The 10,551-nt window shown below is 75.5% G+C and carries 10 protein-coding genes; 1 reads left to right on the top strand and 9 read right to left on the bottom strand.

Annotated elements, in window-relative coordinates; all coding sequences use genetic code 11:
* The 5 genes from proB to FB00_RS20290 form a co-directional block, all read right to left on the bottom strand.
* Positions 1–934, bottom strand: a 934-nt coding sequence (proB, locus tag FB00_RS20310) for a glutamate 5-kinase (protein ID WP_082141560.1), incomplete at its 3' end; no start/stop codon positions are given.
* Positions 935–1,119: 185 nt separating this feature from the next.
* Entirely contained in the window at positions 1,120–2,640 is a 1,521-nt protein-coding gene (gene obgE / locus FB00_RS20305) for a GTPase ObgE (RefSeq protein WP_047234736.1), read from the bottom strand.
* A 93-nt stretch (positions 2,641–2,733) separates the two neighbouring features.
* A complete protein-coding gene (gene rpmA / locus FB00_RS20300) occupies positions 2,734–2,991 on the bottom strand; it encodes a 50S ribosomal protein L27 (protein WP_047234735.1) in 258 nt (85 codons plus the stop codon).
* Positions 2,992–3,077: 86 nt separating this feature from the next.
* Positions 3,078–3,398 carry a 50S ribosomal protein L21 gene (rplU, locus tag FB00_RS20295; RefSeq protein ID WP_047234734.1) on the bottom strand — a complete coding sequence of 107 codons (321 nt, stop codon included), beginning with the start codon at positions 3,396–3,398 and terminating at the stop codon, positions 3,078–3,080.
* 228 nt (positions 3,399–3,626) lie between these two features.
* Positions 3,627–3,833, bottom strand: coding sequence for a dodecin family protein (locus tag FB00_RS20290; protein ID WP_047234741.1), 207 nt, complete (start codon positions 3,831–3,833; stop codon positions 3,627–3,629).
* Positions 3,834–4,026: 193 nt separating this feature from the next.
* Here FB00_RS20290 and FB00_RS20285 point away from each other — a divergent pair, with 193 nt between their 5' ends.
* Entirely contained in the window at positions 4,027–4,662 is a 636-nt protein-coding gene (locus tag FB00_RS20285) for a protein-L-isoaspartate O-methyltransferase family protein (RefSeq protein WP_047234733.1), read from the top strand.
* On the opposite strand, the gene FB00_RS20280 is transcribed toward FB00_RS20285, so the two are convergent.
* The 4 genes from FB00_RS20280 to FB00_RS20265 form a co-directional block, all read right to left on the bottom strand.
* Positions 4,611–5,291 carry a thymidine kinase gene (locus tag FB00_RS20280; protein ID WP_047234732.1) on the bottom strand — a complete coding sequence of 227 codons (681 nt, stop codon included), beginning with the start codon at positions 5,289–5,291 and terminating at the stop codon, positions 4,611–4,613. The two genes, FB00_RS20285 and FB00_RS20280, sit on opposite strands and share 52 nt — an antisense overlap.
* Before the next feature lie 55 nt (positions 5,292–5,346).
* Positions 5,347–6,843 (bottom strand): 5'-nucleotidase, encoded by a 1,497-nt coding sequence (locus tag FB00_RS21835; protein WP_082141558.1) that lies wholly within the window; start codon positions 6,841–6,843, stop codon positions 5,347–5,349.
* Between the two features lie 52 nt (positions 6,844–6,895).
* Positions 6,896–7,507 (bottom strand): GNAT family N-acetyltransferase, encoded by a 612-nt coding sequence (locus FB00_RS20270; RefSeq protein ID WP_231581970.1) that lies wholly within the window; start codon positions 7,505–7,507, stop codon positions 6,896–6,898.
* On the bottom strand, positions 7,504–10,551 hold a 3,048-nt coding region (locus FB00_RS20265), incomplete at its 5' end, for an Rne/Rng family ribonuclease (protein ID WP_052877828.1). The genes FB00_RS20270 and FB00_RS20265, both read right to left, overlap by 4 nt.

The following is a 10,551-nucleotide window of genomic DNA, read 5'->3' as shown; positions in this document are numbered from 1 at the left end:
GTCGAACTCCCCCCTCGACGGCCGTGACCCCCGCGGGCAGGAGCGACGCGCGCCCTCCCTGCACGGCCTTCACCGCGCCGTCGTCGAGGACGAGCCGACCGCGCGTGCGCGCGGCGTGCGCGAGCCAGAGGCGCCGGCGCGTCGTCCGCTTGCCGGTCGCGGCGAACCACGTCCCGACGGCCTCGCCCGCGAGCGCGGCCGCGGCGTTCTGCGCCTGGGTCAGCACCACCGGGATGCCCGTGCCGGTCGCGATGGAGACGGACTCGAGCTTGGTGAGCATGCCGCCCGTCCCGACCGCGCTCCCCCGGCCCGTGACCTCGACGCCCTCGATGTCGGCGGGTGAACGCACCTCGGCGATCCGGCGCGTGCCCGGGCGCGACGGCGGTCCGTCGTAGAGGCCGTCGACGTCGGTGAGCAGGACCATCGCGTCGGCACGCACGAGGTGGGAGACGAGCGCGGCGAGGCGGTCGTTGTCGCCGAACCGGATCTCGTCGGTCGCGACGGCGTCGTTCTCGTTGACGATCGGCACGACGCCGAGGTCCAGCAACCGCTCGAGCGAGCGCTGGGCGTTGCGGTAGTGCCCGCGCCGCACGGTGTCCTCCGCGGTGAGCAGCACCTGCCCGACACGCAGCCCGTGCCCTGCGAACGCTTCGGTGTAGCGGGCGACGAGCATGCCCTGCCCGACCGAGGCGGTCGCCTGCGCCGTCGCGAGGTCGCGCGGCCGGCTCGCGAGCCCCAGGGGCCCGATCCCCGCGGCGATCGCGCCGGACGTGACGAGCACGACCTGGCCGCCTGCCGCGCGTCGGGCCGCGAGCACGTCGACGAGCGCGCGCAGGGCGGTGAGGTCGAGGTGCCCGTCCGCACCCGTGAGCGAGGACGAGCCGATCTTCACCACCACGCGGTGGGCGGAGGCGATCTCGGAGCGGGAGGACAGCGGGTTCACGCGTCCATCATCGCCGCCCGCCGCTCCCGGGCGCGCAGGATTTCACGGACCAGGACGCCCCGGACCGGTGGTGGACAGCGAATGGGCCCGGTCCCCTCGTGGGGTACCGGGCCCATTTCCTGCCCACAGCGGACCTGCGTCAGTCCGCGTCGGGGTCCGTCCACAGCGGACCTGCGTCAGTCCGCGTCGGGGTCCGTCCACGTGCCGGCCTCGCGCTCGGTCCACAGCTCGCGGCGCGCCTCGGCCTTGGCGTCCATGCGCTCGTGGTGCTCGCGACGCTTCTCCGTGCGCGTCGGGCGCAGGCGCTCGTCGAGGCGGTTGTCGGAGCCGCGCGGGCCGCCGAGCAGCTCGGAGCCGGTCAGGAGCGTCGGCTCCCAGTCGAAGACGACGGCGTTGGCGTCGGTGCCGATGCGCACCTCGTCGCCCCCGACGGCCCCGGCGGCGAAGAGCTTCTCCTCCACGCCCAGGCGGGCGAGGCGGTCGGCGAGGTAGCCGACGGCCTCGTCGTTGCTGAAGTCCGTCTGGCGCACCCAGCGCTCGGGCTTGGCGCCGCGCACCTCGAACCAGTAGTCCGTGGCCCCGCCCTTGCGCGTGACGGTGAACCCGGCCTCGTCGACGGCGCGCGGCCGCAGCACGACGCGCGTCGGCTCCGGCGCGGGTGCCTCGGCACGGGCCTTCTCGACGAGCTCGGCGAGCGCGTAGGTCAGCGGGCGCAGGCCCTCGTGGCTGGCCGTCGAGATCTCGAACACGCGCAGGCCGCGCGCCTCGAGGTCGGGCTTGACGAGGTCGGCGAGCTCGCGCGCCTCGGGCACGTCGATCTTGTTGAGGACGACGAGCCGCGGGCGCTCGGTGAGCGGCACGCGGCCGCCCTCGATGTCGAGGTCCTGGGCGTAGGCGGCGAGCTCCGCCTCGATGACGTCGAGGTCGCTGATCGGGTCGCGGCCCGGCTCGAGCGTCGCGCAGTCCAGGACGTGCACGATCACGGCGGTGCGCTCGATGTGGCGCAGGAACTCGAGCCCGAGGCCCTTGCCCTCGCTCGCGCCCGGGATGAGTCCCGGGACGTCCGCGACGGTGAACCGCGCCGAGCCCGCCTGCACGACGCCGAGGTTCGGCACGAGCGTGGTGAACGGGTAGTCGGCGATCTTGGGCCGCGCGGCCGAGATCGCGGCGACGAGCGACGACTTGCCGGCGCTCGGGTACCCGACGAGCGCGACGTCGGCGATCGTCTTCAGCTCGAGGACGACGTCCCGCTCCTCGCCCGGCTCGCCCAGCAGGGCGAAGCCCGGCGCCTTGCGGCGCGGCGACGAGAGCGCGGCGTTGCCGAGCCCGCCGCGACCGCCCTCGGCGACGACGTACTCCGCGCCGTCGCCCACGAGGTCCGCCAGGACGGCACCGTCGGCGGTCTTGACGACCGTGCCGTCCGGCACGCGCAGGACCAGGTCGTCGCCGTTCGCGCCGTCGCGGTCGTCGCCCATGCCCTGGGTGCCCGACGTCGCGTGCCGGTGCGGCGAGTGGTGGTACTCGAGCAGCGTCGTGGTCTGCGCGTCGACCACGAGGCGTACGGTCCCGCCGTCACCGCCGTTGCCGCCGTCGGGGCCGGCGAGCGGCTTGAACTTCTCGCGACGGACCGAGGCGCACCCGTTCCCGCCGTTGCCGCCGGAGACGTGCAGGACGACACGGTCGACGAAGCTGGCCATGGAACGATCCTCTCAGAGGTGGGTGTGCGAGAAACAGCAGGAGGGGCGCACCGCGTCGGTGCGCCCCTCCTGCTCGAAGCCTGTGGCTGTCGCTCAGCCCTCGACGGCGACGATGTCGATGACCTTGCGGCCACGACGCGTGCCGAACTGGACCGCACCGGCGGCCAGGGCGAACAGCGTGTCGTCCTTGCCGCGGCCGACGTTCTCACCGGGGTGGAAGTGCGTGCCGCGCTGGCGGACGATGATCTCGCCCGACTTGACGACCTGACCGCCGAAGCGCTTGACGCCGAGGCGCTGGGCGTTCGAGTCGCGACCGTTGCGCGAGGAGCTCGCGCCCTTCTTGTGTGCCATGACGAACCTGCTTTCGTGCTGGTTGCTGAGGGAGGGTGCCGGTCGGCGCGGGGCGACCCGTGGCCGCTACCTCGCGCCGGGCGAGGTCACTTGATGCCGGTGACCTTGAGGCGGGTCAGCTGCTGGCGGTGACCCTGACGACGGCGGTAACCGGTCTTGTTCTTGTACCGCAGGATCGTGATCTTCGGACCCTTCTCGTCCCGCACGACCTCGGCGGTGACCTTGACCTTCGCGAGCTTCGCCGCGTCGGTGGTCACCTTCTCCCCGTCCACCAGCAGGAGAGCGGGCAGCTCGAGGGACTCACCGACCTTGGCGGACACCCGGTCCACCACGACGATGTCGCCGACGGAAACCTTCTCCTGACGGCCACCGGCCTTGACGATCGCGTACACCACGTTGCTGCTCATCTCTCCTAGTCTTGGCGTGCTCGTCACGGCGAGTTCGTCTTGGAGACTCCGGCCACGCCGCGGCGTGCGAGTGCGAGTCGTCCGTGGGCACACGGGACCGGCGCGCCTGGGCGCGCCGACGTTCAAGAGTACGGAAATCGGTTGGGCAGGTCAAATGGCGCGGGCCGTGACCGCGCGCACGATCTCCCGCGCGCGACGGCCCCGTCCCGCGGTCCGCCGACCGCCGTCCTACTCGAGGACGAACGTGATCTCGAGGACGACCTGCCAGGTCGTGATGCGACCGTCGACGATGTCGACCTTCTGCTCCTTGACCCACGCGCCCGAGACGTTGCGCAGCGTGCTCGCCGCGCGCTCGACGCCGATCTTCACGGCGTCCTCGAAGCTCGTGTCCGACCGCGCGCTGATGTGCGTGATCCGTGCCACCGTGCCGCTCATGCCGGGCTCCCCCGTCCGGGGCGGGCGCACCGACGCGCCCGCGCACCCGTCGAGCATCCCGCCGCGCGTGCGCCCTCGCCACCCGGGGGGTCCGGTCGTCCCCTCGTCGTCCGACTCACGGTCACCGGCGACCGGCCACGACGGAGGGCGGGTGGCGCGCGGCCGTGCCTACGCTGGCGGTGGAGGTGGTCGCATGCGCCCGGCAGGCCCGCCCGACGGCAGCAGCCGTCGCGGGCACGACGACGCCGTCGCCGCCGCGATGCGCGCGGTCGACCGCCGCGCGTTCCTCCCCCGGGCGCAACGCCGCTGGGCCGGACAGGACCGCCCGCTCGCGATCGGGCACGGCCAGACGAACTCGCAGCCCTCGACCGTCGCGGCGATGCTGCGGCTGCTCGACGTCGCCCCCGGACACCGGGTCCTCGACGTCGGCGCCGGCTCCGGGTGGACGACGGCGCTGCTCGCCGTGCTCGTCGGGCCGTCGGGCAGCGTGCTCGGACTCGAGCGCGACCTCGACCTCGCCGCGTGGGGCGCCGCGAACGTCGCGACGGCGCACGTCCCCTGGGCGCGCCTGGAGCCCGCGCGGCGCGGAGTCCTGGGCACACCGGGCGAGCAGTACGACCGGGTCCTCGTCTCCGCGGCGGCCGACGCGCTCCCCCAGGCCCTCGTGGACCAGCTCGCGCCGGGCGGCCGGATGGTGGTCCCGGTCCGGCACACGATGCTGCTCGTCGAGGCCGACCCGGACGCGCCGGGGGGCGCCCGGGTGAGCGAGCACGGCTCCTACTCGTTCGTCCCGCTCGTCGAGGACCCGCCGGGGCCGCCGGCCGGCTGAGCCCGCCACGGCGCCGCGGGCAGGTGCGCGCGGCACCGCGCCTCGTAGCTCTCGGCGCCGCCGACGTGCGCGGCGACGGGTGCCAGCGGGTCGCGCGGTCCGTCGTCGGCCGCCGCCTCCGGAGCCACCCGCACGTGGAACGCCGCGTCCTCACCGCACACCGCGCACACGGCGGTGAGCTTGTCGACGCGCTCGGCGAGGGCCGCGAGCGTCGGCAGGGGCTCGAACGGCCGCGCGTCGAACGTCACGTCGAGGCCCGCGACGACCACCACCAGCCCGTCGTCCGCGAGGCGCTGCACGACGTCGACGAGGTCGGGCCCGAAGAAGTGGGCCTCGTCGACCGCGACGAGGTCGAGCGGGCCGCCGTCGTGCACCAGCCGCGCGAGGTCGGCCGCGTCGCGCGCCGTCCGCGACGGGATCGCGAGACCGGAGTGCGAGCTCACCGTTCCCGTGCCGCGCCGCGTGTCGAGGACGTGGCCGACCACCTCGACGCGGCGCCCCGCGACCTCGGCGCGTCGGACCCGGCGCAGCAGCTCCTCGGTCTTGCCCGCGAACATCGGGCCGCACACCACCTCGACCCGGCCGCCCGCGCGGGGCGAAGGGTCCGGGAGACGTGCGGCGCCGCTCATGCGAGCAGTGAACCACCGGACCCCGACAGCGCGCGACGCGGGGCCGGTGCGCCCGTCAGTGGTGCCGGGCCGAGCCGTTCGACGGGCGGACGGGCAGCGGCTTCTGCTCCCCCGCGTGGCCGAGCACCGACACGCGGTCGGGCGTCCCCGGGCGCGCGACGTCCCGGCGGCTGAGGAGCGTGGTCCCGGTGGGCGCCGAGCCCTCGGCGTCGGACGGACGGTCCGTGGGCTCCGGGCTCGTCGCCGGCTCTGGCCCGGCCTCTCCGTCCCGTGGAGCAGCAGGAGCGGGGGCAGCGGTGGTCGCGGGACCGGGGGCCGGCTCGGGACGCTCGGCCTCGCGCGCCGGCTCCGCGGCCGGGACGACCGTCGACGCCCCGGCGAGACCGGCGAGACCCGCACCACCGATGCCCGGCACGGAACGCACGAGCGGGAGCTCGCGCGTGCCGGTCCCCCGGGTGCGGACCTCGTCGCCGCGCGCGGGCGCCGGCTCCTCCTCGGCGCCGCGCTCGCCCGTCGCCGCGGTCGGTGCCGCCGGCGTGGCCGCCTCGCGCCGGGTGGGCGCGGGAGGGACGGCGTCGGCCGGACGCGGGCGCCGGGTGTCGAGCGTCGGCTCCGCGGGCAGGACGCCGCGGTTGAGCTCGCCGTAGGGCACGTGGACCGACGGGGCGACGCGGCGGGTCGCCTCCACGACGGCGCGCTGGTCGTCGAAGAAGATGTGCGGGCGCAGCACCTCGAGGACGCCGTCCTTGTCCACCCCGCCGAGGAAGAACGCGTCGTCGACGGTGACGCCCCACGACGACAGCGTCGCGACCGCGCGCTCGTGCGCCGGGGCCGAGCGTGCCGTGACGAGCGAGACGTGCACGCGCGGCCGGTACGACGGGTCGGTCGCGTGCCGCTCGCGCTCGACGACCTGCACCCGGTGGATGCCGACGAGCAGCTCGCGCAGCGGGCCGCGCCCGAGCGGCACGTCGGCGTTGAGCGCCTCGTGCTCGCGGAACGAGGCGAGGCCGCCGTCCTTGAAGTGGCGCTCGGACGAGTCGTCCGCGAGCACGCCGTCGAAGTCGAACGCGATGCGCAGCTCGTCCCCGGCCTCGTCGGCGAACGTCGGGTCGAGCACGTACCCGGCCGGCAGGCCGAGGTCGACCGCGTCGCGCACGGAGCGCTCGTCGGCGGAGAGGAACAGGTCCACGTGCAGCGGGCGGATGAACTCGTGCGGGCTGCGGCCCTGGCGGAAGACGGCGCGCGTGATGTCGAGGTCGTGGTGCCGGATCGAACGCATGACCCGCAGGCCCGTCTCGGGCGAGTTGCGCGACATGACGATGACCTCGACGAGCGGGTCGTCCGCCGCCGGCGCCAGGTCGTTGAGCGCGAGCAGGCGGCGCACGAACCCGAAGGCGACGCCCGGGGCCAGCGCGTCGTCGCGGTGACGCTCCTGGAAGTCGCGGTACGCCGCCTCCCCCTGCGTGCGGAACACGCGGTCGGACTCGGTGAGGTCGAACAGTGCGGACGAGGCGACGCCGACGACGAGGCGGCCCGAGAGGTCGTAACCCATGGCGGCATGATGCCAGGTGCGGGTGACGGGGACGAAGACGCCCCCGCACCGGTCAGGACCGGGCGGCCCACTCCCGGCGCAGGACGCCCAGGACGACGGCGTCGTGCCGCACGCCGTCGACGACGCGGGCGTCGCGGAACCGCCCCTCCTCGACGAGCCCGAGCGCTCGGCCGGCGCCGAGCATCGCCGCGTTCCCGGACCACGTCGCGAGGTCGAGGCGGACCCAGTCCGTCACCGAGAACAGGTAGGAGATCCACGCGCCGAGCGCGTCGCGGCCCAGGCCTCGGCCGCGCACCGCGGGGTCGTAGAGGCCGATCCCGACCCGTGCCCACTGCGTCTCGGCCGACACCCAGTACCAGGAGCACGTCCCGACGAGGCGGTCCTCCTCGTCGGCCACGACGACGCGCCGCGGCGGGAGGCCGTCGTCGTCCAGGCCGTCCGGGTGGGCGGCCTGCGTGGCCGCCGCGCGCGCGAGGCGCGCGACCGCGGCGTCGGACGCGGCGTCGTCGGGCACGGGGTAGTACGGGCCGTCCCACCGGTGCCACTCGTGCTCCGGGCGCAGCCACGCGCGGTACGCCGCGAGGTCGTCCCCGCGCCACCCGCGCAGGCGGACGCGCGCCCCGGCGGCGTACAGCGGTACGCCGCCGGGTGCGGTCCGCGTCACTCCTCGCCGGGCTCCGCGTGCGCGTCGTCGCCGGCGACCGGTGCGGAGTCCGCGCCGCCGTGCTCGTGCTCGTGCTCGTGGGCGTGCGCCGCGGCCGCGGCGATCGTCGCGAGCGTGGCCTTCACGGCCTCGCGCGCCTCGGACGAGACCTCCGGCAGGACCGGGACGGCCGGCTGCGGGAGCGTGATGGCGGCGTCCTTGCCGGCCGCGGCGGTGGCGGTGCCGCGCTTGCGACGCGACCGCGAGCGCCCGGCCTCGGCCGGCTCCTCCGCGGCCGCCGGGCCGCCGCTCCCGCCGTTGCCGCCGTGGTCGTGGCCCCCGCGACCGTTGCCGCCCGACTTCTCGATCGGGTCGGTGTGCACGATGAACCCGCGCCCGTGGCAGTGCTCGCACGTCTCGCTGAACGCCTCGACCAGGCCCTGGCCGACGCGCTTGCGCGTCATCTGCACGAGCCCGAGGGACGTGACCTCGGCGACCTGGTGCTTGGTCCGGTCGCGGCCCAGGCACTCGACGAGGCGACGCAGCACGAGGTCGCGGTTGGACTCGAGCACCATGTCGATGAAGTCGATGACGATGATGCCGCCGATGTCCCGCAGCCGGAGCTGGCGGACGATCTCCTCGGCCGCCTCCAGGTTGTTGCGCGTCACCGTCTCCTCGAGCGTGCCCCCCGAGCCGGTGAACTTGCCCGTGTTGACGTCGACGACGGTCATGGCCTCGGTGCGGTCGATGACGAGCGAGCCGCCCGACGGCAGCCAGACCTTGCGGTCCATGCCCTTGGCGAGCTGCTCGTCGACGCGGTGCACCGTGAAGACGTCCTGCGTGCCCGTCCACTTGGAGACGCGCTCGCGCAGGTCCGGCGCGAGCTCCTCGACGTACGAGGAGATCTCGCTCCACGCCCCGTCGCCCTCGACGACGAGCGAGCTGAAGTCGTCGTTGAAGATGTCGCGGACGACGCGGATCGCGAGGTCGGGCTCGCCCTGGAGCAGCGCCGGCGCCGAGGCGCTCTTCGACTTCTTCTCGATGGCCTCCCACTGCCCGCGCAGGCGCTCGACGTCGGCGCGCAGCTCCTCCTCGCTCGCGCCCTCGGCGGCGGTGCGCACGATGACGCCCGCGCCGTCGGGCACGACCTCCTTGAGGATCTTCTTGAGGCGGTTGCGCTCGGTGTCGGGGAGCTTGCGGCTGATGCCCGTCATGCCGCCGCCCGGCACGAACACGAGGTAGCGCCCCGCGAGCGTGATCTGCGACGTGAGGCGCGCGCCCTTGTGCCCGATCGGGTCCTTGGTCACCTGCACGAGCACGGAGTCGCCCGACTTGAGCGCCTGCTCGATGCGTCGCGGCTGGCCCTCGAGCCCGGCCGCGTCCCAGTTCACCTCGCCCGCGTACAGCACCGCGTTGCGGCCCTTGCCGACGTCGATGAACGCGGCCTCCATGCTCGGCAGCACGTTCTGGACGCGGCCCAGGTAGACGTTGCCCGCCATGGACGCCTGCGACTGCTGGGAGACGTAGTGCTCGACGAGCACGCCGTCCTCGAGCACGGCGATCTGCGTGCGGCCCGCGCGCTCGCGCACGACCATCGACCGCTCGACCGCCTCACGGCGAGCGAGGAACTCCGCCTCGGTGATGATCTGGCGGCGACGGCCCGCGTCGCGACCCTCGCGGCGACGCTGGCGCTTCGCCTCGAGACGCGTCGAGCCCTTGAGCGCCGTGACCTCGTCGGCCAGGCTGCGCTCGCGCGGCCGCGAACGGGTCGAGGAGCTCTCGCCGCTCTCGCCCCGCCCACCACGGCGGCGGCGACGCCGACGGCGGCTGCCGCCCGCGTCGTCCTCGCCGGACTCGGCGTCCGCAGCCTCGTGCTCGGGCTCGTCGGCCTCGGCGGTCGCGTCGGCGTCGACCGGCTCGTCCCCCTCGGCGGGGCTCTCGTCGCTCTCGTCCTGCTCGCGACCGGTGTCCGGGCGACCGCGGCGACCGCGGCCACCACGGCGACGGCGACGGCGGGGACCGGACTCCGCGTCGTCGGACGCGGCCTGGTCCTCGGTGGCGTCGGCCTCGGCCTCGTTCAGCTCGACGAAGTCCTCCGGGCCGAACGCGTCGTCGGGAAGCTCGATCCCCTCGGCGACGAGCTCCGACTCGATGGCCTCGATCTCCTCGACGGCGGCGGCGTCCTCGCCGGTGAGGGCGACCTCGACCGTCACGTCCTCCGTGCGCTCGGACGCCACCGGGGCAGCCACGGACTCCTTCGGAGCCCGCTCGCGCGGCTCGGCCGCGGCGGGGGCCGCCTGGGCCGCGGGGGTCGGCTCGACGTGGCGCGGCGGACCGGCCGGGCTCTGGGCCCGGCGGGGACGACGCGGCGCGGCCGCGGGGTCGGGCGCCTGGAAGAGCAGGGCGGTCGTCGCGAGCCGCGGCGCACTCGTGCCCACGCCGGTCGCGGCGGGCGAGACAGGCGCCTCGGGTGCGGCCGCGGTTGCCGGGGCGTCGCTCGACGTCGTCTCGGCCGCCTGCTGCGGCTCTGTCGGGGCCTCGGCGGGGGCGGCCTTCGAGGTGGCGCGGCGCGAGCGGCGCGCAGGCTTCTTCGGCGCCTCCTCGGAGGCCGGCGCGTCCGGCTGGACGAGCGGCGCGGTGGCCTCGGCCACGACGGGCGCAGCGTCGTCGGCCGTCGTGACCGGAGGCTGTGCGTCCGCGACGCTCGCGGTCGGGGCCTGCGCGCTCGGGGCGCCGGCCGCGGAGGTCGCGCGGCGCGAGCGGCGCGCGGGCTTCTTCTCCCCAGGAGCCTCGGTCGCCGGTGCGGGCTCGGTCGGCCCGGCGGTTTCCGCCTCGGGCGCGGCGACGTCGTCCGCCGGCGCCGCCTTGCGCGTCGTCCGGGTGCGCTTGGCCTTGCGCGGCGCGTCGGGCGCACCGAGCAGCGCGTCGGCGTCCGGGCCCGTGGCCGCGGGCACCGCCTGCTCCACGGCGGGGGCCGCGCTCAGCCCGAACTCCGAGAGCACGTCGAGCGGGGCGTCGGACGCGGGCTCTTCGCGCCGCCCTGGGCACGGCGCGCGGTGCGGCCA

The organism is Cellulosimicrobium funkei, assembly GCF_001019615.1.
GTDB classification, from domain to species: domain Bacteria; phylum Actinomycetota; class Actinomycetes; order Actinomycetales; family Cellulomonadaceae; genus Cellulosimicrobium; species Cellulosimicrobium cellulans_E.
The sequence above is the reverse complement of the archived record's forward strand: the minus strand, read 5'-3'. Positions and strand labels throughout refer to the sequence as shown.

Bases quoted from the DNA above. Each gene is read 5' to 3' on its own strand.
- obgE (WP_047234736.1), bottom strand. From the start codon at position 2,640: ATGGCCAGCTTCGTCGACCGTGTCGTCCTGCACGTCTCCGGCGGCAAC.
- FB00_RS21835 (WP_082141558.1), bottom strand. From the start codon at position 6,843: ATGGGTTACGACCTCTCGGGCCGCCTCGTCGTCGGCGTCGCCTCGTCC.
- FB00_RS20290 (WP_047234741.1), bottom strand. From the start codon at position 3,833: ATGAGCGGCACGGTGGCACGGATCACGCACATCAGCGCGCGGTCGGAC.
- FB00_RS20280 (WP_047234732.1), bottom strand. From the start codon at position 5,291: ATGAGCGGCGCCGCACGTCTCCCGGACCCTTCGCCCCGCGCGGGCGGC.
- rplU (WP_047234734.1), bottom strand. From the start codon at position 3,398: ATGAGCAGCAACGTGGTGTACGCGATCGTCAAGGCCGGTGGCCGTCAG.
- FB00_RS20285 (WP_047234733.1), top strand. From the start codon at position 4,027: ATGCGCCCGGCAGGCCCGCCCGACGGCAGCAGCCGTCGCGGGCACGAC.
- rpmA (WP_047234735.1), bottom strand. From the start codon at position 2,991: ATGGCACACAAGAAGGGCGCGAGCTCCTCGCGCAACGGTCGCGACTCG.